Source organism: Methylomonas subterranea, assembly GCF_024505185.1.
Lineage (GTDB): Bacteria > Pseudomonadota > Gammaproteobacteria > Methylococcales > Methylomonadaceae > Methylomonas > Methylomonas subterranea.
The window spans coordinates 36,942-60,008 of record NZ_JANIBJ010000003.1 but is presented as its reverse complement, the minus strand read 5'-3'; the positions used below and the strand labels follow the sequence as shown (position 1 = coordinate 60,008).

The 23,067-nt window shown below is 51.6% G+C and carries 18 protein-coding genes; 13 read left to right on the top strand and 5 right to left on the bottom strand.

Features of this window, described 5'->3' with window-relative positions:
• Positions 1–5: 5 nt before the first annotated feature.
• Entirely contained in the window at positions 6–698 is a 693-nt protein-coding gene (locus tag NP590_RS02340; protein WP_256600571.1) for an SPOR domain-containing protein, read from the bottom strand.
• Positions 699–1,046: 348 nt separating this feature from the next.
• On the opposite strand from NP590_RS02340, the gene NP590_RS02335 reads away from it, so the two are divergent.
• The 7 genes from NP590_RS02335 (at position 1,047) to NP590_RS02305 (ending at position 12,086) form a co-directional block, all read left to right on the top strand.
• Entirely contained in the window at positions 1,047–1,862 is an 816-nt protein-coding gene (locus tag NP590_RS02335) for a PhnD/SsuA/transferrin family substrate-binding protein (protein ID WP_256600570.1), read from the top strand.
• Between the two features lie 82 nt (positions 1,863–1,944).
• The gene (locus NP590_RS02330) at positions 1,945–3,537 is read left to right on the top strand and encodes an ATP-binding protein (protein WP_256600569.1); all 1,593 of its coding nucleotides are present in this window, start codon (positions 1,945–1,947) and stop codon (positions 3,535–3,537) included.
• Positions 3,538–3,569: 32 nt separating this feature from the next.
• On the top strand, positions 3,570–4,757 hold the full coding sequence (locus NP590_RS02325; protein ID WP_256600567.1) for a BaiN/RdsA family NAD(P)/FAD-dependent oxidoreductase: 1,188 nt from the start codon (positions 3,570–3,572) through the stop codon (positions 4,755–4,757).
• Between the two features lie 379 nt (positions 4,758–5,136).
• Entirely contained in the window at positions 5,137–5,952 is an 816-nt protein-coding gene (locus tag NP590_RS02320; RefSeq protein ID WP_256600566.1) for a hypothetical protein, read from the top strand.
• A gap of 432 nt (positions 5,953–6,384) precedes the next feature.
• Positions 6,385–7,437: a DNA cytosine methyltransferase gene (locus NP590_RS02315; RefSeq protein ID WP_256600564.1), complete on the top strand. Its 1,053-nt coding sequence runs from the start codon at positions 6,385–6,387 to the stop codon at positions 7,435–7,437.
• A 3-nt stretch (positions 7,438–7,440) separates the two neighbouring features.
• Complete coding sequence (locus NP590_RS02310) at positions 7,441–10,389, top strand: ATP-binding protein (protein ID WP_256600562.1); 2,949 nt, start codon at positions 7,441–7,443, stop codon at positions 10,387–10,389.
• Positions 10,390–10,412: 23 nt separating this feature from the next.
• On the top strand, positions 10,413–12,086 hold the full coding sequence (locus tag NP590_RS02305) for a response regulator receiver domain (protein ID WP_256600560.1): 1,674 nt from the start codon (positions 10,413–10,415) through the stop codon (positions 12,084–12,086).
• Positions 12,087–12,095: 9 nt separating this feature from the next.
• Here the strand turns inward: NP590_RS02305 and NP590_RS02300 are convergent, their stop codons facing one another.
• Both NP590_RS02300 and lexA read right to left on the bottom strand, forming a co-directional pair.
• A complete protein-coding gene (locus NP590_RS02300) occupies positions 12,096–12,506 on the bottom strand; it encodes a very short patch repair endonuclease (protein WP_256600558.1) in 411 nt (136 codons plus the stop codon).
• A gap of 713 nt (positions 12,507–13,219) precedes the next feature.
• Positions 13,220–13,849 (bottom strand): transcriptional repressor LexA, encoded by a 630-nt coding sequence (gene lexA / locus NP590_RS02295; protein ID WP_256600557.1) that lies wholly within the window; start codon positions 13,847–13,849, stop codon positions 13,220–13,222.
• Positions 13,850–14,248: 399 nt separating this feature from the next.
• On the opposite strand from lexA, the gene NP590_RS02290 reads away from it, so the two are divergent.
• From NP590_RS02290 to NP590_RS02280, 3 genes are all read left to right on the top strand, one after another.
• Positions 14,249–15,454 (top strand): cyclic di-GMP phosphodiesterase, encoded by a 1,206-nt coding sequence (locus tag NP590_RS02290; RefSeq protein ID WP_256600556.1) that lies wholly within the window; start codon positions 14,249–14,251, stop codon positions 15,452–15,454.
• Between the two features lie 196 nt (positions 15,455–15,650).
• On the top strand, positions 15,651–16,826 hold the full coding sequence (mltA, locus tag NP590_RS02285) for a murein transglycosylase A (RefSeq protein WP_256600555.1): 1,176 nt from the start codon (positions 15,651–15,653) through the stop codon (positions 16,824–16,826).
• An 8-nt stretch (positions 16,827–16,834) separates the two neighbouring features.
• Entirely contained in the window at positions 16,835–17,527 is a 693-nt protein-coding gene (locus NP590_RS02280) for a hypothetical protein (protein ID WP_256600553.1), read from the top strand.
• A 220-nt stretch (positions 17,528–17,747) separates the two neighbouring features.
• Here the strand turns inward: NP590_RS02280 and mfd are convergent, their stop codons facing one another.
• Together mfd and NP590_RS02270 are read right to left on the bottom strand one after the other, a co-directional pair.
• The gene (gene mfd, locus NP590_RS02275) at positions 17,748–21,203 is read right to left on the bottom strand and encodes a transcription-repair coupling factor (protein WP_256600552.1); all 3,456 of its coding nucleotides are present in this window, start codon (positions 21,201–21,203) and stop codon (positions 17,748–17,750) included.
• A 101-nt stretch (positions 21,204–21,304) separates the two neighbouring features.
• Positions 21,305–22,042 (bottom strand): flagellar brake protein, encoded by a 738-nt coding sequence (locus NP590_RS02270; RefSeq protein ID WP_256600551.1) that lies wholly within the window; start codon positions 22,040–22,042, stop codon positions 21,305–21,307.
• Positions 22,043–22,124: 82 nt separating this feature from the next.
• Between NP590_RS02270 and NP590_RS02265 the strand changes: the two genes are divergently transcribed.
• Genes NP590_RS02265 through NP590_RS02255 form a run of 3 tightly spaced genes read left to right on the top strand, consistent with a single transcriptional unit; the run spans position 22,125 to position 23,061 of the window.
• Positions 22,125–22,445: a DMT family transporter gene (locus NP590_RS02265; RefSeq protein WP_256600550.1), complete on the top strand. Its 321-nt coding sequence runs from the start codon at positions 22,125–22,127 to the stop codon at positions 22,443–22,445.
• Complete coding sequence (locus NP590_RS02260) at positions 22,445–22,738, top strand: DsrH/TusB family sulfur metabolism protein (RefSeq protein WP_256600548.1); 294 nt, start codon at positions 22,445–22,447, stop codon at positions 22,736–22,738. Before NP590_RS02265 ends, NP590_RS02260 begins: the two co-directional genes overlap by 1 nt.
• Positions 22,729–23,061, top strand: coding sequence for a TusE/DsrC/DsvC family sulfur relay protein (locus tag NP590_RS02255; RefSeq protein ID WP_256600547.1), 333 nt, complete (start codon positions 22,729–22,731; stop codon positions 23,059–23,061). Before NP590_RS02260 ends, NP590_RS02255 begins: the two co-directional genes overlap by 10 nt.
• Positions 23,062–23,067: the final 6 nt, after the last annotated feature.

Genomic DNA, 23,067 nt, shown 5'->3' with positions numbered 1-23,067 from the left:
CCGGCTCAGCGCTGCGGAAAAGTCCATAAATAGCTGTCCTTGGGGAAACCGGCGGCAATGGCTTGTTGTTGCAGTCTTCTCGCTTCCGCCAGTGTCAACTGGGCACCGATGACTACCGCGTAATAGGGGTTATCGCCGTAGGGTTCGTAGACTTCGGCGGTGAAATTGCGGTAATTGTCCCGCAGCCGCTTGGCTTGTTTTTCGGCGTCCTCCCGGCTTAGATGCGAACCGACAATCACGAACCAGACATTCTTGGGCAGCGCGCCGAACAAGCCACGGTAAATTTGTTGAGCGGAGGTTTCCGCCGGCATCGTGAAGCGCTTCAGCGTGCTGTCGGCCGGGTCGGTCTGTGCATAAGCTGGGGATATTATGTGCCAGGAAACCCGAGGGCTTGCGGCGGCCGGTGCGTCCGGCAGCGCGACCCGGCCGCCGTTCATGGCGGCGGTAATCATGGCCGGCGCGGCAATGCCTAGCTGGAACAGCTTGACCGGGTCGCATTCGCTACGATTCAACCAGCCGACCACGCCGCCGATGGCAAACAGGGCCAACACCCGGATCAGGTAAGACAATAGCGACAGAGCGGTAACGTTTAACAGCAAGGTTTCCAGATCGATCACGATCAAATTCAGCAGGGTCGGCATAATGCCGCCCAGTCCGGCGAATAAAAACCGCTGCCGGTCGCTTAGATGGATATTCATAATCGCCTCCCATGGGTTCGGGCTTTTACGCGGTCGGCCCAGCACGCGGCGGGCCGTTTATGTGGCTGGAGTTTCGACTATAGCCCGTAAGCGGGTTAAGAGTAAACTTAAACAAACGCTAGTGAGTGTCCGGAGTAGCTATATTTTTTCGGTGTCTGTGTGTTGAGGATTTTCTTTCAAAGGTTAATGATTTTATCGATATATTGCTAAATGCGTGCGGGTTTTAGACTTAGGAAGGCCATGAATTTTACCAAAAAACATTCCTTGCTGGCATGCGGCATATTATTTATGTGTCAGCTTGGTTTCGCGCAAGCGGATGTGGTTGCGGATAATAATAGTCGGGTAAACATGGGATTTTATATTAAATCCATTACCGAGCAGGCCAGTATCAGCGATATTGAAATTTCGCTGAATTTCTGGGTAAAGGATGCTCTGGCCGTGGAAGCGGAGAAGGCCGGGCTTTATATTTCCAGCACCGGCGCTTTCCTGTATGAAAGCATGCGGGAAATGCGCGACGATTACGATAAAGGCAAGTTGGATATAATAGTCGCGCCGCCCTTATTGATTTCCAGATACTTTAAACGGGATGAAATAACGGATGGTTTTTCCGGGATGCTGGAAGGCAGGCAACCGGATAATCTGCTGCTTGTCGTCCGGTCGGATAAAAATATAAACGCTATCGAGGATCTGCGCGGCAAGCGTATCGCCATGCTGGAGGGCGATGAACTATCCGATATTTATTTGGATACGCTCTTTTTAAGAAGCTTTAATAAAAGCTATAAAAAATTGAACCCATCGATACAGCAACAGGCCAAGGCGACTCGCATCGTATTGGATTTGTATTTTGACAAAGCCGACGTCGGCTTGGTGTACTTTAATTCGTATCAGGTCATGACGGAATTAAATCCCGATGTTAAAAATAAAATAAAAATATTGGACAGTTTCGAAGTTAGAAGTAAAAACTACAGTTATATCAATAAATCTTACCCGCTGGCGGATGAAATCAGGCGAATTGCGCTGTCTTTTTATAAAAGCCCCAGGGGCAAGCAAATACTGGATATTTACAAAACTCCGGAACTGGATTTTCTTAAGGTCGAGGAATTGGATTTAGTGGATAGTCTGGATAGGGAGCATGCCCGCTTATTGATGCATGCAATCAAATAAGATGCGAATATCCCGATACGGCGCTTGGTTTCGGTTGTTAAAAGTGGCGAAATGAGTTCTTGTACTATATCCGGCCTGGCATATGACTGTCATTAAACCGAAGCGCACCATATTTCTACGTGTTTTTTGGGTTTTTGCCTTTTTGGTATTGGCCATTACCTTGTTCTTTGCCTTTATGGTTATTCCCATGCAGAAAACCGCATTGCGGCAGATTATGTATGCGCAGGCGGAAACGGTATCCAAATCCATCGTGCAGGCCACGTCCGACGCCATCATCAGCAAGGATTATGGCTTTATCGTGGAGCATAATGTCGAGGTTTTAAAAAATAACGCCGGTATTTATTATCTGATTGTCTCGCCAAAACAGGGCGATAAAATATTCGTCAACCAGAAAAACTGGCATCTGCTGGCTGAATTGGATAGTAATACGGCCGCATTGCAAGGCGAAAAAATTTCCTTTGTTATAACGGATAGGGAACAGTACAAAAATGTTTATCATTTTGTATATCCCATCCGCTTCTCCAGTATAGACTGGGGCTGGCTGCATATAGGTTTTTCAACCGCCGACTACGATAAATATATCCATGATATGTATTATAAAATTATATATATCATCAGCGCCTCATTGGTTATGATTCTGGTGGTGGGTTTCTTTTTTGCCAGGTGGATATCCGATCCGGTTTCGACCATCAGTCAACTGGCAACTCAGGTTGCGGCGGGCGATTTGACCGTTAGATCTACCATAGCGCGCAACGATGAAATCGGCGTGTTGTCGGATAGCTTCAACAAAATGGTCGATTCGCTGATGCTGTCCAATCAAGCCCTGGAGCATTACAACCAGGAACTGGAACGCGAAGTCGGCACCCGCACGCGGGAACTCGCCGATTTGAATGCCGACCTGGATAAAAGGATCAAGGAAGAAGTTGCCAAGAGTAAAACGCAGGAGGCCTTGCTGATTCACCAATCGCGCTCCGCCGCCATGGGGGAAATGATAGGCGCCATCGCCCATCAATGGCGCCAACCCTTGAATGCGCTGGGCTTGGTGCAGCAGAATCTGCAGTTAAGATTTAAATTGGGTAAATTGGACGAAAGTTTCATGGTATCCAGCATGGAAAAGTCGGATCGCTTGATTCATAAAATGTCGACTACCATAGACGACTTTAGAAACTTTTTTAAACCCAATAAACATATCGAACCGTTTAATGCCTATCATGTGATTCAGACGACTGCCGAATTATTGGATGCGCAATTGAAGCGGCATAATATTGTTTTAACGATAAATTGCCCGGACGACTTAATGATAAACGGCTTGGAAGGGGAGTTTTCTCAAGTGATTTTAAATTTAATCAATAACGCAAAGGACATTTTGCTGGAAAGGCGGCCGCTGCGACCGGCTATCGATATCGGCGTGAATAAAACAAGCGACCAAACCACGCGTATCGTGGTAAAGGATAACGCGGGCGGTATTCCCGAGGCTATTTTCGATAAAATTTACGATCCCTACTTCACCACCAAGGATCAAGGGAAAGGTACCGGCATCGGGCTTTATATGTCGAAAATCATTATAGAAAACAATATGATGGGTTCATTGCAAGCCTTTAATGACGCCGACGGCGCCAATTTTGTGATTGAACTGCAAGATAGGCCCATCGTTAAAACCAAGCCGCTTATTTGATTATATGGATTCATTTCAAGGTAGTTGCCGGCATGTCTGATATGAAAGTAGATGTGTTGGTAATAGGCGCCGGCGCATCGGGCCTGATGTGCGCAATGGAAGCCGCAAAACGCGGGCGCAAGGTGCGAGTGTTGGATCATGCCAACCGGCCCGGTAAAAAAATTCTGATGTCCGGCGGCGGTCGCTGTAACTTTACCAATTACACGCTGGAGCCGGAGCGCTATATTTCCCATAACCCGCATTTTTGCAAATCGGCATTAAAGCGTTTCAACCAATGGGATTTCCTGGCCTTGGTGCAGCGTTACCAAATCCCTTTCCACGAACGTTTGCACGGGCAGTTGTTCTGCGATAACAGCGCCAGGGACATATTGGACATGTTGTTGGCCGAATGCCGGCGCCATGGTGTCGAACTGGTATTGAATTGCCCGATAGCGCAGGTCGCTCGCGGCAGCGGCGGCGGGTTTCATTTACGGACATCGCAAGGGGATATGCGTTGCCGGTCGCTGGTGGTGGCGACCGGCGGACTGTCCATCCCCAAGATGGGCGCCACGCCGTTCGGTTATCAACTGGCGGAACAATTCGACATCAAAGTCTGGCCGACCCGCGCGGGCTTGGTGCCCTTGACCTTGCAACCGGCCGATAAGGACGTGTTTTCCGCCTTGACCGGTATCGCCGTGCCGTGCGAAGTGAGTTATCAAAACCGTTCATTCAGGGAAAACCTGCTGTTTACCCATCGCGGCCTCAGCGGTCCCGCCATTTTGCAGATTTCCTCCTATTGGCGGCCCGGCGAGGCGCTACGGATCAATTGCTTGCCCGATATGGCCTTGCTTGCGTTATTGAAACAGCAGCGCGGTCAGGGCGGTAAGTTGAAACTCAAAACCTGGCTGGCGGAGTATTTACCCAAGCGCCTGCTGCAGGCCTTATTGCCCGAAGCGTTGCTAGAATCCAGTCTGGTCGATTGTTCGGATAAGCAATTGCAGCGGGTGGCCGATCATCTGCAGGCTTGGCATATCAAACCGAACGGCAGCGAGGGTTATCGCACCGCCGAAGTAACCTTGGGGGGCGTCGATTGCGACGCCTTGTCGTCCAAAACCATGGAGTCCTTGCGGGTGCCGGGTTTGTTTTTTATCGGCGAAGTGGTGGATGTGACCGGTTGGTTGGGCGGTTACAACTTCCAATGGGCCTGGTCTTCCGGCTGGTGCGCCGGGCAATACGCCTGACCGCAATCCGGAACACTCCGGCCTATTCGCGCCAAATCGCCCCCCTTTATGAACGCGATGATGCCGGTAGCAAATGATGGCTTTTGAACATGGCGAATTGTTGCAATCGACCCGTTGCGGTCTTTCAGTCAATCTGATTCAATGGCAGCGATTTAATCATTACCAGCCATAGTTACTTATCACCGATGATATACAGAAGTGTTGAACGATGGCAAGCTAACAACCGCGTAGCCAAGAGGGCGCTGCATTGCCATGACGTAGATGCTCTTTGGCCTCGCGCAAAGGCATCCCAGGTGTAGACATAGCTGAAAAAAAGGTGTGACAACAGCGATGGAAGCGCTTGACAGCACTATAACGACAAATAAAGAAAGCCGATAGCATGAAGCCCCATCCGTTTACCCGTCCCACTGTTGTCTCAGCGATTGAATTCCTCGGGGAAAAGTTCACGCAAGCAAATTTCGATCTGCTCGTGATACGGCTGGGGCTGGATGACGAAATTCCTTTGGGGGCAGCAAAAAGCGTGACCGCGAAGAGTGCCTTGTTAGCACGCATTGTTACCCAACGCGCGACTCAAGTGATCAGCACGTTGAGCAGAGCGATGACACTAGCCGAAGCCGCGGTTCGCGAGGCCGTTGGTGCGACCGTTCCGCGATACAATAAGGCCGAGCAGGAACGTTTTCTGAGAGGATTGGCCCTCGATGGCTATGTTGTGTCCTGGGATGAGGACACGCGAACTCCATTACTGCGTGCGGCATTGCCTGGTGAAGTGGAACTTCCTGAGGCCGATGACGAAGTTCATCAATTGCTGAAGCAGTTCGGTTTCACCGTGGCTTTGGGGCACTTGGACCAAGCAATCGACGCGCATACACGAGGTGACTGGGCGGCGGCGAACAGTCAGATACGAACCTTCTTGGAAGGCTTGCTCAGTGACATCGCATCGCACATTGATCCACAAGCTAACGAGTTGCCGTCGAGCGAGAACCGCCGAGCCTGGCTCGCGGAGCGCGGGTTCCTGTCGAGCAGCAGGAATGAATGGACTGGCGACGGAAAGAACTACCTGAACGGCTTGTTCAAGATGCTGCATACCGATGGATCGCATCCCGGTCTCTCGGACGAAGATCACAGTACGTTCCGACTGCATCTAGCCCTTATTACTGGTCGGGCCTTGCTTCGTCGCCTTAACAACGGTCAATAAGCGGTATCGCTCCAACGCAAAGCGCAAGAACGTGGGGACGAATGCCCTAAACAACGTCTCCAAATCGAAACAATTCATCTGGTGGAATTGATAGTCGCCACGGCACACTGTTTATTGTAATGTCCGACTCTGAGTAATTCTGAGAGGGGAAATCCCTAAAAATGTTAAAATTCTTGACCTGGGACGTTAGTTCTTCAAACAAAGTATCAAAGTAAGGTTTATAAGGTTTCCTACTAGGATCGCTTTCCTATCAAATTAGCCTGATACTTCCATCTTATTTGGTACATTAACAATAGATCGTTTAAGTGGTAGGTCTATAATTACGTCGAATACGCCGGCAGGCAAGACTAGTTAATGCCCATAATACATGCCCGTGAGAAAGACCGGAGTAAATAAGGTGCGCTTACAAAAACCAACGAAATTTGAAAAAAAATGATTGGAGTCTGCGATTTTTTTTCCGGATGCGGGGGAAGTAGCACCGGTTTCCGCCAAGCCGGGATGAACATTTTAATGGGCTTGGACTGCGATGCCGACGCCGAGATTTCATTTAAAGCCAATCATCCTGGCTCCGAATTTATTCGCTCCGATATTTCGTTAGTTTCTCCTACGGATATCGAAGATATTGTGGCTAAACACGACGGTCCGCTGTTATTCTGCGGATGCGCGCCCTGCCAGCCGTTCACCAAACAAAAAACGTCGAAAAAAAGCGCCGACCCAAGGCGAAACTTGCTTATAGAGTTTGGCCGTTTCGTCGAACATTTTCGGCCGGAATATATCTTTGTAGAGAACGTACCCGGCTTGCAAAAGCTTTCTGCTGAAGACAGTCCTTTAGCATCGTTCATCGCACTACTCGAAAAAGTTGGCTACAACTATCGCTTCGAGATCGTTCCCGCATGGAATTACGGCGTCCCGCAACGCCGAAAACGCCTAGTATTGTTGGCAAGCCGTCACGGGGAAATCGATTTTCCGAAGCCTACTCACGGCCCGAAAACCGCCAATCCGAAATATTCGTCCGTAAAAGACTGGATTGCCGGATTGCCCGAATTAAAGGCGGGAGAAACCGACGCAAACGATCCGGTTCATCGCGCAGCAAATTTGTCCGAATTGAATTTGGAAAGAATAAAACGGACTCCACGGGAAGGCAGTCGCTCCGACTGGCCGAAAACTTTAGGCTTAGATTGTCATAGCCACGGTTATAACGGACACACCGACGTGTACGGAAGAATGAAATGGGAGTCGCCTGCAAGCGGATTGACAACCCGTTGCATTAGCCTATCTAACGGCCGATTCGGCCACCCGGAGCAGAATCGCGCTATTAGCGTACGCGAAGCCGCTTGCATACAGACTTTCCCCCGTAATTTCCACCTTTACGGGAGCTTGAATTCAATGGCGCGACAAGTCGGCAATGCGGTACCGGTATTGCTGGCCCAAAGATTCGGCGAACACATATTGGAAAATTGGAATAAATCGGACAGTAGAACCTAAGGAATGGCCAGTTTCAAAACACGAGCACGCGCGGTCGACATGCTCGGTCGACAACAAATTGCCGGGATACCCACCGCAATCAGCGAACTATTCAAAAACGCTCACGATGCGTATGCCGATAGCGTAGAAGTCGATTTTTTCCGGAACGACCGCTTGTTCGTATTGCGAGACGACGGCGTTGGCATGACGCGCGAAGAATTCGAAACCCGTTGGCTTACTCTAGGCACAGAAAGTAAGCTGGGCTCGGACGCGCTTTCTTTGCCGTTTGTACCCGCCGGAAAAGAACCGAGGACGATGCTGGGCGAAAAAGGCATCGGCCGATTGGCAATTGCTGCTATCGGCAATCAGGTCTTAATACTGACTCGAGCCAAACGTGGCGATTCTTCTCACTCCCTGGTTGCCGCATTTATTCATTGGAGCGTATTCGAGTGTCCCGGTCTAAATTTGGACGAAATTGATATTCCGGTCCGGGAATTCGAATTCGGAAAATTACCGGATGCCGGCGACGTACGCGAGATGGTAGAAGTATTTCGTTCCAATATCGACAAAAATGTCCGAAAGTTTCCGCCGGAACTCAAAGAACGCATAGAAGCCGAGCTGGACAGTTTTATTGTCGATCCCGTCGAAATCGACGGCTATTTGCCGTCTAAAAATCTGTCGCTAAAAAACGACGGATTCGGTACCCACTTTATTATTTTTCCGGCGTCCGAATTGCTTAGTCTCGACCTCGAAGAAGAAATAGAAAAAGAAAAAGGTATTGCCCCACCGCTCAAGAAGGTGTTGTTAGGCTTTACCAATACGATGACCCCGGATCATCCGCCTCCGGTAATTAAACCCGCATTTCGAGACTGGAAAAGCGATGTCCGCGCCTATGACATGATTTCGGAGGTAGAATTTTTCACTCCGCAAGATTTTCTATCTGCCGATCATCGTATCGCCGGGTCGTTTGATGAATACGGCCAATTCGTCGGTTCGGTATGGATTTACGGAAAAGAATTTCCCCAGCATGTCATACCTTGGCGGGAAGCGAGGGGTGAAAAAACGAAATGCGGAAAATTTTCCATCGACGTCGCAGTCGTACCGGGAATGGAAAAACAAAGCTACTCCGACCCTCAAACAAGAGCACTGTTAAACTCAAAATTGATGAGTATAGGCGGAGTGTATATTTATCGAAACGGTATTCGCATATTGCCTTATGGTGGCCCCGACGTCGATTGGCTCGATTTCGAATTAAGGCGAAACAAGAGCGCCGCATATTACTTTTTTTCGTATCGACGTTTGTTCGGAGTCGTCTCCGTTAATAGTTCGGATAACGCTGGCTTAAAGGAGAAAGCCGGCAGAGAAGGATTTTCACAAAATAAGGCCTATCGGGATCTTAGAGCGATTTTGAAAAATTTCTTTCTGCAATTGGCTGCCGACTTTTTCCGGGAAAACGCATTACAATCGGATCATTTCATTACCACACGCAAAGAATTGGAACGGCTCGCCGACGCGCGTGAAAAGAGAGAAATGCAAGTCGGAGAAAAACGCAAAAAGTTGCAACAAAGTTTGGACGATTTTTTCGTCAAATTGGACGCCAACAAACCGGCAGAACAAGCTGCTGAAATTATCACCGACATAGAGGAATCCATTCGAGTCGCCAAAGCGATTCGAGACCCCAAAATAGCGGCGAAAGAATTTATCGGCCTTGAGTCGAAAGCCCGCAAACGAATTTCCGATTTGAAAGAATCGTACAAAATTACGCGTCCCCGCGGCGTCGGCTTGAATAAAAGCGCAGAACGGGACTGGGCTAAATATTCCGCATCCATCGAGCAGTTAAATAATCAGGTTTTTTCGCCGTTGGAACACCAAATAGGCGAACTAGTCGGCCGGGAAGCCGAACGCGCAAGAATCGAACTTGACCGACGTTTACGAATTGAAGCAGCCCTTGAAGACCTGGCTAACAGCTCGCGAAAAATTACCAGAAGCGAGAATACCGCTACGCGCAAGACGCTGGAAAAGGTCGGTATCGAAGTTCATGAAGCTACGGGCAAAAGTATCGCTAACGTGGAAAGAGTCGTCAGCGAAGTGATAAGAGATTTCGGCAAGCTCGATGTCACTTCCATGCACGACGAGGCGATTGTAGAAACGCGTATTAGCCTCGAAAAGCGCATTTTGGAAGTTCAAGAGAAAGAAAAGGACTTTTTTCAGTATGTCCGTGCACAACTGGAGTCTGTCGACGTTAAATCCAATGACAGGCTCGATCAAATTGAAGCGCTGGAACAAAGCAATTTGGCGTTGGAAGAACAGGCTGATTTGGACCTACAACTGACTCAATTGGGCATGGCGGTACAAATTATCGACCACGAATTTAACGGGAACGTTAAGTCTATCCGCGACAACCTACGCGAATTGAAGGCTTGGGCCGACGTAAATGAAGACCTAAGGGGACTTTATAGAAATATTCGGGCAAACTTCGAACATTTGGACGGCTATTTAACTCTATTCAAGCCATTGGATCGTCGATTACGTCGCGAAAAAGTGGACATCGCCGGCGATGAAGTCTTTAAATTCGTTCGGGATTTATTTGCCGCAAGATTCGAGCGGCATAGTGTCGAATTCACGGCAACAAACGCCTTTCTAAGACACTCGTTTAAGAGTTTTCCGTCCTCTTTTTATCCCGTTTTCGTCAACTTGGTAGATAACGCCGTGTTTTGGCTATCCGATCGGAACGGTGCCCGTAGAATCCATTTCGACTATCGAAACGATGAAATGCTAGTCCGAGATACAGGGCCCGGGATACCCGAACGAGACAGAGTAGATGTTTTCGAATCCGGATTTACCCGCAAACCGGGTGGCCGCGGACTGGGTTTGTACATTTCGCACGAAACCTTAAAAAAGGTCGGATTCCGACTCGAATTGCTTAAACCGGAAGGAGAATGGAATACAACATTCTCTATCCGCATGGAATAAACTACAACCGGTATGAATGAATAATGACGACCACCGACTTTCAAACACGGACCAAACAAAATTTTCTCGATTTCTTGAACTCAGCACTGGTCGTTGACGAAGAGGCCTCTTATCCTGAAAGCAAGACCACTCCTAAAACAACAAATAAGCCGACTCGAGGAGCTGGTACTGTCGAAAAGGAAGAAAATGAGAGCGCTGAAGACTTCGCCAGCAGAACTCACAAATTGTTTTGTGGAGAGATCATTGAAGCATTTGCAGATAAAGGCATTATTTGCGGTGTTTTTCGTCCCGAAAACAAGGGTGGCTGGACAAATCAAGTTGTAAAAGCGGCCTCGAATGCCGATATCGTAATTTTGGATTGGAACCTAAAGGTTGAGGATACGGAAACAGAAATAAACGAAACGGCTGACAATGCCGGCGATCACGCAGTAAACATAATCAAACAGTTAGCGGAAAACGATCTGAAATCCGGCCGCATCAGAATGATTGCAGTGTACACGGCGGAAACCAAATCGGACGATGAATTGCTGAATAAAATTGAAACCGGCATTAACGGAACAGCATCATCCACGCATCCGATTGATAAAAATGGCAACGTTATGCATGTCGGCCCGATGACGATAGCGATCATTAGAAAAAACGGAAACAATCAGGATAATAGCAGTTCCGAATCCGGCCTGCCCGATCGTATCTTAGACATATTGGCCAATCAGCATAACGGTTTGTTAACGAATGCTGCCGTTGCCGCTGTATCGGCCATCCGAAAAAACACCTTCCAACTGTTGAATCTGTTTTCCAACCAAATGGATGCGGCATTCGTAGCTCACCGGATAGGCCTCCCTACCCCGGATGAAGCCGAAGAACACTTCCGCCACGTCATCGTTTCCGATTTGCAAGAGATTTTGGAAAGTGCCGATATCTCCTACAAGCTGGATGCCGACACCATGTTTTCTTGGGCTCAAGATCTACACAAGAGAAACGCCCTAAAAAACGACTTCTTCGAAACTACGTTTCTGGAAGCGGAAGAAACTCTACAATTTCTGTTAAAGTCAGGGTTACCTGAGTTCGATGATAATACCCCAACCGACTTAAACGTTAGAGCAGTTAACTTTGCAGGTAAAAATAAAAAGAAAAAGACACAACGCCTTTTAAATATGACGTCCCAATTCATTAATGACACTAAGCATGATGAAGTCGAATCCAATCGATTGTGGGCAAAACGCGCGTTGATACGCCATCATTACGGAGAGCCGGCACCCTTCCTCCAACCGGGCACTATTATTCAAACAATGCGGGGAGGAAAACAAGAATATCTAATTTGCGTTCAACAAGGATGCGATTGCCGCCGAGTTCCATCGAGCGGGAAGGCGTTTATTTTTCTTCCGGCCAAGCCGGTATCCAGTGACAAAATCAACAAAGGCGATGTGTTCTTAAAACTGGATAACGAATGGCATGAATGGCAAATTTCCACAAAAGGTTACGAGATACAAAAAATTCTTTTTAGACCTTCTCAAGCTAACGATGTAATAAAGGCTTGCAAAAAAGGTAATATTGGATGGTTTTTTTCCGGCTCAGACGGACGCGAATACAAATGGTTAGGCGCATTAAAAAGCCTTTATATACAAAACGTTATTCACCAGTTAGCACAAGACATTTCCAGAATCGCCACCATAGAATCGGAATGGTATCGAAAGTAACGAATCTCTTTACTCAGAATCTATAAATTTTTTTAATTTACTTTTTAAAATATCGAGGTTTTTTAGTTCGCATTGCCAAACAATCAGGACATCCCATCCACTTTCATTTAGGCAATCCAAGTTTTTTTTATCTCGTTCCCGATTGCATGCAATCTTAGTAGCCCAAAAATCCGCCCTCGTCTTTGGTAGCGTGGCATGTTTACACCCTTCGTGTGCGTGCCAAAAACATCCGCGAACTTCGATGATTTTTCGCCGTTTACTCATCACGATATCGGGCTTTCCCGGCAAACTAGCGACATGCAATCGATATCGGTAGCCCATACCGTAAATTAATTGTCGTACTATTAGTTCGGGATTTGTATTTTTTGACCGAACTTTTGACATTACCTCGCTACGTTTTTCTTTTGTATAAATATCCACCTATTTTCACTCTTCACCTCGTGCAAGTCTTTCGCCGCCTCCTGTAGTGGCCAGTCAAATCCCGCCTAAAAATGCCAGAAAACGGGGTTCTAATCCCTAAACTGCGTAATTTTTCTATTTCTTTAAAAAGCAATAAGATGGAAAAAATCACATGAGTGTAGCTACTAATGCGAATTTTCGCACGCCTTTTTACCTTGACACTATCTCAGCTTCCATGACGAACTTGATCAATGGGCTGCCCGTTGAGCTTATTTACTAAACGTCAGCTCTAGGTTGTCCTGCTGTCATACGCTGACGATCCATGAATGTCGCAAAGTGGCCGACCGCCGACGGTCAGCGGCGAAGGATTGCATACAAGGCCGGAATAAACCGGTAGGCGTTTCCGGCAAAGCTTTTGCAATTTGTCACATGCTGCCGGAAACGCTATCGCTTTTCCGGCCTACATCTTGGTAAGGCAATATGCAACCTCAGGATCGCCGTAGGGTACGCACCGCGTACCTTCCGGTCTTCGCGAACATGATGCTCATCTAATGGTACGCGATGCGTACCCTACACATCTGCTGGTAAAAACTCAGTCGTCGGCAATTGGCGGTTCTAAGCCCTTTAAAATCTGGCTGGATTTGTATCGGTTATTGCGGGCGTAATCCTACACATGAAAGCCAAGCACGGCTTGTTGCGATGAAAATTTTGATTGTCGAGTTATCGGGCAGGCTCTAGCGCCGGTAACTGCGCATTTGTCCGACCAATACACCCTGAATTTCCACCCGCGCCGGCTGGTAATGCATGGTTTGCATGCCGGAATTGGCGGGCACCAGCAAGGTTTCGTGCGGGTATTGTTCGATGAACTTCAGGGTAGCTTCGGTTTTATCCACCAATGCCACCACGATTTCGCCGTTACGGGCATGGCAACGCTGTTCTATGATGACCCAGTCGCCGTCGTGAATGCCTTCTTCCACCATGGAATCGCCCTTTACCCTGAGCACGTAGCAAGGGTTATCGGTTCTGATCTGGTCGGGAACCGTCATGTATTCCTGAGTTTCAATGGCTTCTATGGGCTTGCCGGCGGCGATTACACCGACGTAGCGCAAGGAAGAACCTTGGCTGCCGGCGGTTTGGTTGATTTGTCTGGCTTTTTCGGTCAGGCGCACGCCGCGCTGCTTTCTATCCATGGGTTCTATCAAGCCGATCTCTATCAGGTCCTGCACGATGCGGTGCAGGGAGCCGCGAGACTTCAAGCCCAGGGCCGCGCATAGTTTATCCAGCGACAGCGGCTGGCTGAACTCTTGTTGATTGTTTAAAAGGAAATCTATGATCTCGTGTTGCTTGCGGGTAAGTGCTTCCATCCGGCTCTATTGTTTTTGAATTGTTCTTGTTACGGTAGCATAAGTTACAATTTAGAACAACGACAGAACAATTTTGTAGGGCTATCGATTTGCCTAACGATTATGAAACCGGCGAGTCGCTCCGGCAAATGAAAGGCAGTCTAGTAGGAGCGACGCATAGTCGCGATGATGACCTTGCCAATCGCGACTATGCGCCGCTCCCACCATGACTTTCAGAGTAACGCTCATGAAGGCCTTGCAATCACCCCGGCAGATGAAAGTCAACGGCGTTATGTCGTTAGTATTTTGGGCGGTTGCCGCGTGACTTTCAGAGTAAAAGCTTTGCCTATAGCGCCAAAGCTACTGTAAATTAAGCGGCGCGAGTGATCGCGGCGATATTCCCAGCGGCCAAACCGAGCGATGATTAAAAAAATCGATGTCACCGACCTTAAACCCAAGATGTTTATCCATGACATCAATTGCCCCTGGTTGGATCATCCGTTTTTGCGTAATCGTTTTCTAGTCCGTTCCGGGCGCGATATAGAGCGAATTGCGGAGTACGGCATTCGCCAGGTCTATATCGATACAGAGCTCGGTTCGGATATGCCGGACGCACCTAGTGCCGAGGAAGTGCATAGGCAGCTCGACGATCGCATGCAAGCCCTGGGGCAAATTCCGCGCCGCGAGCCGCATCCGGTCAGCGTGGAGAAGGAAAGGCTAAAAGCCCGCCATCTTTGCCGCGAAGCCCACCGCATCGTGCATAACGTGTTGCAGGATTGCCGCTTGGGCAAGCAGGTGGAACTGGAACTGGTCGAGCCGGTGGTCTCCGGCATCGCCGATTCCATTTTTCGCAACCCGGATGCCATCGTCAGTCTGCTTCGAATCAAGCAGGCCGACCAATATACCTTTCAGCATTCGGTGGCGGTGGGCACCTTGTTGATCGGTTTTTGCAGGGCACTGGATATCGACCGCAAAACCATCGAACTGGTCGGCCTGGGCGGCTTGATGCACGATATCGGCAAAATGCAGGTGCCGAACAGCATCCTGAACAAGCCCGGCAAACTCACGGAAGCCGAATTCGAGATCATGAAGCAGCATGTCCGTTACGGCAGCGCGGTGTTGCGGCAGACAGCGGGCATTTCGCCGATTGCGCTGAGCGTCGCTGCCGAACATCACGAATGTTACGACGGCAGCGGCTATCCGCTGGGGCTGAAGGGCGACCGGATCAGCCGCTACGGGCAGATGGCGTCGGTGGTGGATGTTTACGACGCGCTGACCTCGACACGTATCTATCATGCGGGCAGGGAGCCCACGGAGGTATTGAGAAAATTGCTGGAGTGGAGCGACCACCATTTCAATCTGACCTTGGTGCACCAATTCATCCGCTGCATAGGCATTTACCCGGTCGGCACGCTGGTGCGGCTGGAAAGCGGCTATCTGGCCGTCGTCCTCGAGCAGCATCATGAGAATTTACTGCATCCCAAGGTCAGGGCGGTTTTCAACGCCGAGTCCCGCGCGTTCGCGCCGCCGCGCGATTTCGATCTGTCCAAACCCGGCTGCCATGATCGCATCGTCTCGTTTGAAGTGCCGTCGCGCTGGGGGATCGATCCGGGGCGCTATCTTTAGCCGGCTGTGTTCGATGCGTAGTCGCGCTTTGCAAGGCCATCATCGCGATTACGCGTCGCTCTTGCGAGATTGGCTTTTATTTGCCGGTGATGCCGGGCCCGCATGAGCGTTACAATGGCAGCCGTTGGCTGCACTTATGTTTCGTCTTATGCTTGAACGTCTATTGAAAACTTCGTCCCGCTTATCCCTCATCGCAATGGCGGCCGTTTTGGCGGCCTGCGGCGCTACGCCGGAGCGCAGCCATGCGCCCGCGCCGATACCTCGGCAACCTTCGGCCTTGGAACGTCAACCCCGGCTGGGTCCGCCGCTGGCGATGAAAAACGATCCGTCGGTGCAAATTTTTCCGACCGAGTTCAACGAACTGCCGGGCTGGCATCAGGATAACCACGGCGCGGCATTTCAATCGTTTCAACGCTCCTGCGCCGCTTGGCGGGCCCAACCCGACGACAGGCCGTTGAGCGGGGTTTTCGGATTGGGGCGGATAGGCGATTGGAAAAAGTTGTGCGGCATTCAAGTAGAGCGGGGACAGGAAAAACAGTTTTTTGAACGTTGGTTCAAGCCATACGCCGTCGCCAACAGCGGCAATTTCGACGGTCTGTTCACCGGTTATTTCGTGCCGCAACTGCGCGGGTCCACGCGGCCCGGCCCGCGTTATTGGGTGCCGATTTACGGCATGCCCAGGGATCTGGTTAAAAGCAACGGTCAAAGCGGTCGCTGGGTCAACGGACACTTTGTGCCATATTACGAGCGGGCGGAAATCAATGCCGGCGCCCTGGCCGGCAAGGGGCTGGAATTATTGTGGGTCGATAGCGACATCGACGCCTTTTTTATGGAAATTCAGGGTTCGGGCCAGGTGTTGATGGAAGACGGCTCGGTTCGCTCCTTGAGCTACGCCGGCAAAAACGGCCGCGCCTATTACGCCATCGGCAAATCCCTGGTGGATCGCGGCGAAATCGCCCGCGAAGCCATTTCGATGCAGAGTATCCGCGACTGGATCATGCATCATCCGAAAGAAGGGCGGGAATTGATGCTGCAAAATCAATCCTATGTGTTTTTCAAATTCGGCGATGCCCGCACGGCCGAAGGCCCGATCGGTTCGATGAATGTGCCGTTGACGGCCGGCTACAGCCTTGCGGTGGATAAGAACTATCTGCCGCTCGGCGTGCCGTTGTGGCTGGATGCCGAACATCCGGCGGGCCAACAGCGGCTGCGGCGTTTGGTCATGGCGCAGGACACCGGCGGCGCCATCAAGGGCGTGATAAGGGGCGACGTTTACTGGGGAGCGGGCGAACAGGCCGGGGAATTGGCTGGTGTCATGAAATCGCGCGGCCGTTACTTTTTATTGGTGCCCAAGCACGTAACCGTCGGCTAATTGCAAAGATGTTATGGATCATTGCCGCCGCGGTTTTTGCCTGGCTGGCGTTTCGGGAAGTCCGGGCTGCCAGGGTACCGCGACGCGGCTATGCGCAACCCCGGCCCGTCTTCAAACCCTATCTGATCGCCTGCATGGCCCTGTCGGCGGGCTTCGCCTGGCAGCCCCTGAAATATTGGCGCTTCGAGCGTTTGCTGTCGGCCAAGGCTACCCAGCTGGCCGACGGCCGGCCGGCGCGGGTGCACTGTAACAGCGTGGCCGATACTCTGTTCGACAGCGAACAGTTCGCCGCTGGTCATGCCAATATAGAAACCGGCCAAATCGTGTTTCAACACGGCTGGTGCGCCACGCTGATGGATTACGTCAACAAGCCGGCCAGCGCCAGCCCGGAAGACTTTTTCGCGCTGCACATGTTCACCCACGAAAGCATGCACGTGCGCGGCGAAACCAACGAAGCCCGCACCGAATGCCAAGCCATTCAGCGCGACACTCGCGCGGCCATGTTGTTGGGCGTACCGGAGGCCTTGGCGCGCAAACAGGCGCTGGATTTTTATTTCAACAGCTATATGGGTCGGAGTGGCGACGGCTGGATGAGCGCGCAATACTTTTCCGACCAATGCGCTCCCGGCAAGGCCATGGACGAACAACTGAGCGACTCGACCTGGCTGCCCTTGTATAGTGCGGCGGATGAGCAGTTTTGAAAGCAGATAAGGATAACCTCCCCGCCAAAGCCCTTGGATGGTTGGGAGGCGGTTTTGGGCCTTGTCGGTCGGGGCAAGTCAATGCGACGATGGAGTCCCGTCGGAAACGCTATTGCTTATTCCGGCCTACATTCGTATCTGGCTAGCCCACGTAGGTACGATTTGCGAAGCGTAATCGTACGCATGAGGTCGTTTAATAGTCCCTCCGATTACCCTAGCGCTAATCGGAGCTAGCTTTCGTCCCCAGCCTGGCTAGTAACTTCTCCAAAAACGCCACCTTGTCTTCCATGTCCTTGAAGGTGTGGGTAAAGCGCAATTTATCCGCGCCGTCGAATTTATACACCCGCGATTGGCTTTGTATCATGTTGATCAGTTCGGCGGTGTCGATGCGCGGCGTGGCGCCGAATACGATGCGGCCGCCGGTCGCGTGGGCTTCGATTTTCTTGATGCCCAAGGGCGCGGATTGCTGTTTCAGTTCGGTGATGGCAAACAAGGCCTTGACCTGATCCGGCAGCAAACCGAAGCGGTCTATCATTTCCACCTTCAATTTGCGCAAATCTTCCTGGTTGTCGGCGCTGGCGATGCGTTTATACAGCACCAGCCTGGCGTGAATATCCGGCAGATAATCTTCCGGAATCAGGGCGGCGGTTTGCAGGTCGACTTCCGGGCCCAGATCCAGGGGGGCGTCGAGTTCGGGTTGTTTGCCGGATTTCAGCGCGTTGACGGCCCGCTCCAGCAATTCGGTATACAGGCTGAAGCCGATTTCCTGAATTTGGCCGCTTTGTTCGTCACCCAGCAACTCGCCGGCCCCGCGTATCTCCATGTCGTGCGAGGACAGCATGAAGCCGGCGCCCAGTTCGCCCGAGGTTTCGAAGGCTTCCAGGCGTTTGATGGCGTCCTTGGTCATCAAGGACTTGGGCGGCACGATGCAATAGGCGTAGGCACGGTGGTGAGAACGGCCGACTCGTCCGCGCAACTGATGCAATTGCGCCAAACCCAGTTTGTCGGCGCGGTTGATGACGATGGTATTGGCGCTGGGGATGTCGATGCCGCTTTCGATAATGGTGCTGGCGATCAACAGATTGAAACGCTGGTGGTAAAAATCCAGCATGATTTGCTCCAGCTCGCGTTCGGCCATTTGGCCGTGGGCGACCTGAATGCGCGCTTCCGGCACCAGCGTTTCCAATTCGCGGGCCATTTTGTCCATGGTTTTGACGTCGTTGTGCAGAAAGAACACCTGGCCGCCGCGTTTGATTTCCCGCTGGCAGGCTTCCTGCACCTGCGAGTCTATCCATTCGGTGACGAAGGTTTTGATGGCGTGCCGATTCGGCGGCGGGGTGGCGATGATGGAAATATCGCGCAGGCCGGCCATGGCCATGTTGAGGGTGCGCGGAATCGGCGTGGCGGTCAGCGTCAGCATGTCCAGCTCATAGCGCAGTTTTTTAAAATGTTCCTTCTGCGTGACGCCGAAACGGTGTTCCTCGTCGATGATGACCAAACCCAGCGCCTGGTATTTCATGTCCTTGGACAGCAGTTTATGGGTGCCGATGATGATATCGACTTTGCCCTCGGCCAGTTCGTCGGTCACGGTTTTTTGTTGTTTGGCGGTGACGAAGCGGGACATCACTTCGATACGCACCGGCCAGTCGGCGAAACGGTCGCGGAAGTTTTGATAATGCTGCTGGGCCAGCAGGGTGGTCGGCACCAGTACCGCCACCTGTTTGCCGCTTTGCACGGCAACGAAAGCGGCGCGCATGGCTACTTCGGTTTTACCGAAACCGACATCGCCGCAGACCACCCGGTCCATGGGTTGGCTGGCGGCCATGTCGTGCAGAATGGCGTCGATGGCGCTGATTTGGTCCGGGGTTTCCTCGAAAGGGAAGGCGGCGGCGAAGGCGTTGTAGTCGCTGTTGTCGATGTCGAAGGCAAAGCCCTGGCGGGCGGCGCGCTTGGCGTGAATGTCCAGTAACTCGGCCGCCACGTCCCGTGCCCGCTCCATGGCCTTTTTCTTGGCCTTGCTCCACTGTTCGCCGCCGAGTTTATGCAGCGGAGCGTTGTCGGCCGAGATGCCGCTGTATCGGCCTATCAAATGCAGCGAGGACACCGGCACATACAGCTTGTCATTGTTGGCGTATTCCAGCATCAGAAATTCGGCTTCGATATCGCCCACTGTCAAGGTCTGCAGACCCAGATAGCGGCCGACGCCGTGTTCCTGATGCACCACCGGCGAACCTATGCTCAGTTCGTTGAGGTTGTTGAAGATGTTTTCCAGCTCGCGGGCGGCCGATTGCCGGCGTCGCCGGCGTTGTTGGGCCTTGGCGCCACTGAGCTGGCTTTCCGTGATGATGGCTATCGATCGGTCGCCCAGGTACAGGCCTTGATCCATGGGGGCAACCGCAATGCAGCTTGACTCGTCGCTCTGCAAAAATTCCGCCCAGCTTTGCAGCGGTTTGACGCTCAGCTTGACGCTTTTCAGTTTGTCTATCAGTCCTTCCCGATGGCCGGCGGTCTCGGCCACGAACAGGATTTTGCCGGCAAAGCCCTCGATGAATTGGCGCAGGTGTTGGGCCGGCTCCTTCAGGCGGCTGTCGATAGCCAGCTCGGGCAGGGCTTGAAAATTGAAGGCATGGGCCTGTTCCGCAGTGTTGTCAAGCACGATGCGGCTGAAACCGGCGCTGTGCCGTTGGATTTCCTCGGCGCTCAGAAACAGTTCGGCCGGCGGCAACAGCGGGCGTTCGATATCGTATTTGCGTTGCTGATAACGCTCTTCGGCTTCGTGGTAAAAGCGCTGGGCATGCTCGGCAAAGTCGGCCGGTAATACAAACAAGGCCGTATCGGGCAGATAGGCGAACAAGGATTCGGTGCGGTCGACGAACAGCGGCAGATAATACTCGATACCGGCCGGAGCGATTTGTTTGGAAATATCCACGTACAAGGTGTTCTTCGGCGACGACTCCGGAAACTGCTCGCGGAAAGCCTGCCGAAAATGCCTGATCGCCTCGTCGGTAAACGGAAACTCGCGGGCCGGAAACAGCTCGATCTTGTGCATTTTCTCCCGCGACATTTGCGTGTCCGGGTCGAAACTGCGGATCGAATCCACATCGTCGTCGAATAATTCGATGCGGTAGGGCTGTTTGCTGCCCATGGGATATAAATCCAGGATCGAGCCGCGCACGGCGAATTCGCCGTGTTGATAAACTTGCGACACGCATTGATAACCGACCGCTTCCAACTTGGCGCGGGTGAGTTCCAGGTTCAGGCTGCCGCCGACTTCCATGGCAAAGCTGCGCGCCAGCACGTGTTCGCGCGGCGCCAGACGATGCATCAGCGTGGCGACCGATACAATCAACGCTCCGCGGCGGGTGTCCGGCAGCAGGGCCAGGGTTCGCAGACGTTCGGAGATGATTTCCGGCAGTGGCGAGAATACATCGTAGGGCAGGGTTTCCCAATCCGGGAAATGCAAAATGGGCAGGCTGTTGTGCAGGAAGAAGCCTAACTCGTGCTCCAGGCGCAGGGCGGTCTGGGTGTCCTGAGTGACGATGACCAGCAGGCGATTTTCCCGGCCGATAGCCTCGGCCAATGCCAGGGAGTCGCCGCAGCCCTGGAGTCCGCTCCAATAAATCGGCTGGGCGGCAGTGGTGGGAAGTGCGGCGGGGGTTAAGACTGAAGACGACATTGCAATGGGATTAAGCGGAAACGGATTTGATTATAAACGCGATGACGGCTCATGCGGCGGGAAGCCGGCGCTTTGTCGAGGTTTGGCCGTTTCGCGCGGGCTTAGCCCGCATTCTTTTGCTGTAGCTCGATTTCCTGCATGTAACGCTGGATACTGGTTTCAAAGTTGGTCGGCATGCCTTGAAACAGGCAACCTATCTTGTCTTGCGGGGTCAGCGTGCCGCCGCGGACCTTGACATTGTTTTTGATCACAAAGGCCACCACCGCATGATTGCCGTTGTTTAGATGCAGGCTGCAATCGACGAACTGGCAATCGGGTTGCAGCCGTTCGGCCCATTTGGGATCGGGATTTAAAAAGGCAACACCGGTCATGCTGAGATCGTATAACTGAAACCTGACGGTTTCTTGGCTGTCGTCGGCTTCTGATTTGAAATTCAGCTGACAGTAGCTACCGCCATGGGAGAATGGAATTTTAACCCGGTAATATTGGCGCCGTTGCATCCAGAATATGCTGTCTGGGATGGGCATGGACAACACCGATTCGCCGCCGGCCTGGATTTTCTGGATGTTTTTGGCGCTAAACGACACCTTGATGCCGTTGTATTCAGTGCGAAACAGCACTTTATCGGCGGCCAGCAGTTGGTTGTCGACCGTTTCGGAAGGACCGCAATCCAATTGCAGCAGCTTTTTTTTGGGATCCAGTTCGACTATCGTGGTCAGAAAGGATGTGTTCCTGTCGCCGAAATGCGCTGAAATCAGGCATTTTTTGCTAACCAGTTCATGGAAGTGGTTAAGCACCATTTTGGCGTTTTTAACGATGTAGTCGGATTGCGTTGCCATCTAAAAGTTTAAATGTTGCAGTTTAAACAAAGCGTCTATTGTAAAATAGCCGGGATTTTTATGCATATAAAAGGCTAAGTTAATGGGATGGTTGTTGTTGTTCGCAGCGGGTTGTTCGGAGATCATTTTCGCCCTAAGCCTAAAGTACAATGAAGGTTTTAGCAAATTATGGCCCAGCGTGGTGACCTGCGTATCCGGCGCCGGCAGTTTCGGCTTGTTGATGTGGTCCTTGAAAACCCTGCCGTTGGGCACCGCATACGCCGTCTGGACCGGTATGGGCGCCGTCGGGGTGGCGATAATCGGCATCTTTTTGTTTAAGGAATCCTCCGACTGGATACGTTTGACCTCCATCATGATGATAGTGATCGGCATTGCCGGCTTGAAACTGACCCACGTGGATTGATGTTGCATCTGATTGCCGAATCCACGCTGTCTTCGGCATTGCCGGAGCGTATCGCCGGCGGTGACGATGTGGTATTGCAAGCCGGCGCGGTTTGGGCCGCCTATGCGGGACACAGGGACAACGCCAAGTTGAGCGGATTGCTGGCGAAGGGCTGCCGGGTCTATGCCTTAAGCGATATGCTGTCCATGAGCGGTATAGAGTACGGGCAATTGTTGACGGGGGTTTTGCCGGTCGATTACGCGGGGCTGGTTGAATTGACGGTGAAAAATCCGGTGATTCATACGTGGTGCTGACGGTAGACGGGCTGGAGCTGGAAATCACCGACGATGGTTTTCTGCGTAATGCCGCGCTATGGAACGAACGGGTAGCCGAAGAACTGGCCGGCCAAAACGGTATTCAACTCAGCGCCGCGCATTGGGAGATCCTGTTTTTTATCCGCGAGTATTACCGGCAATATCAGCATTTGCCCAACGCGCGCATGTTCGCCGCCGCCATTCGCAAAACGTTGGGCGAAGATAAGGCCAGTAGCCGTTATCTGCAAAAACTGTTCCCCGACGGGCCTTTGAAATACGCCTGTAAGCTGGCGGGCCTGCCCAAGCCGCCCACCTGTTTGTAATTCGAT

Excerpts from the sequence above, each read along its gene's own strand:
- NP590_RS02280 (WP_256600553.1), top strand. The coding sequence starts at position 16,835 with ATGTTATGGATCATTGCCGCCGCGGTTTTTGCCTGGCTGGCGTTTCGG.
- mfd (WP_256600552.1), bottom strand. The coding sequence starts at position 21,203 with ATGTCGTCTTCAGTCTTAACCCCCGCCGCACTTCCCACCACTGCCGCC.
- NP590_RS02320 (WP_256600566.1), top strand. The coding sequence starts at position 5,137 with ATGAAGCCCCATCCGTTTACCCGTCCCACTGTTGTCTCAGCGATTGAA.
- mltA (WP_256600555.1), top strand. The coding sequence starts at position 15,651 with ATGGCGGCCGTTTTGGCGGCCTGCGGCGCTACGCCGGAGCGCAGCCAT.
- NP590_RS02305 (WP_256600560.1), top strand. The coding sequence starts at position 10,413 with ATGACGACCACCGACTTTCAAACACGGACCAAACAAAATTTTCTCGAT.
- NP590_RS02270 (WP_256600551.1), bottom strand. The coding sequence starts at position 22,042 with ATGGCAACGCAATCCGACTACATCGTTAAAAACGCCAAAATGGTGCTT.
- lexA (WP_256600557.1), bottom strand. The coding sequence starts at position 13,849 with ATGGAAGCACTTACCCGCAAGCAACACGAGATCATAGATTTCCTTTTA.
- NP590_RS02335 (WP_256600570.1), top strand. The coding sequence starts at position 1,047 with ATGGGATTTTATATTAAATCCATTACCGAGCAGGCCAGTATCAGCGAT.
- NP590_RS02330 (WP_256600569.1), top strand. The coding sequence starts at position 1,945 with ATGACTGTCATTAAACCGAAGCGCACCATATTTCTACGTGTTTTTTGG.
- NP590_RS02290 (WP_256600556.1), top strand. The coding sequence starts at position 14,249 with ATGATTAAAAAAATCGATGTCACCGACCTTAAACCCAAGATGTTTATC.
- NP590_RS02310 (WP_256600562.1), top strand. The coding sequence starts at position 7,441 with ATGGCCAGTTTCAAAACACGAGCACGCGCGGTCGACATGCTCGGTCGA.
- NP590_RS02260 (WP_256600548.1), top strand. The coding sequence starts at position 22,445 with ATGTTGCATCTGATTGCCGAATCCACGCTGTCTTCGGCATTGCCGGAG.
- NP590_RS02315 (WP_256600564.1), top strand. The coding sequence starts at position 6,385 with ATGATTGGAGTCTGCGATTTTTTTTCCGGATGCGGGGGAAGTAGCACC.
- NP590_RS02265 (WP_256600550.1), top strand. The coding sequence starts at position 22,125 with ATGGGATGGTTGTTGTTGTTCGCAGCGGGTTGTTCGGAGATCATTTTC.
- NP590_RS02325 (WP_256600567.1), top strand. The coding sequence starts at position 3,570 with ATGTCTGATATGAAAGTAGATGTGTTGGTAATAGGCGCCGGCGCATCG.
- NP590_RS02340 (WP_256600571.1), bottom strand. The coding sequence starts at position 698 with ATGAATATCCATCTAAGCGACCGGCAGCGGTTTTTATTCGCCGGACTG.